The 300-nt window shown below is 54.0% G+C and carries 1 protein-coding gene; it reads right to left on the bottom strand.

Annotation, left to right across the window (positions count from 1 at the left end):
* Positions 1-300 (bottom strand): reverse transcriptase domain-containing protein (locus ACZYR9_RS27710; RefSeq protein WP_488981507.1); only part of this gene is annotated, 300 nt, incomplete at both ends.

The following is a 300-nucleotide window of genomic DNA, read 5'->3' as shown; positions in this document are numbered from 1 at the left end:
TAGCCGTATGGTCGCCTGCGTGTTCGACAAAAAGCTGAACCCGAGACACTTACGGTTCCATGGTCGGTCCACCGCACTCTTGTCTCGATTCACTTTCAGTTTTAGCTTCCCTTCTACAAAGCGAATCACCGATTCCAATACGCGTTCACCAGCGCGCTTGCTGGCTACGAAGATGGTGCAGTCGTCCGCATAACGGACGAACCGCAGGCCACGCTTCGTTAATTCTTTGTCCAGATCATCCAGTAGAATGTTTGCGAGGAGCGGACTCAGGGGGACGCCTTGCGGAGTCCCTTCATCCGT

This window comes from Paenibacillus sp. F024, assembly GCF_057814255.1.
This window is presented reverse-complemented; position numbering and strand designations above follow the sequence as displayed.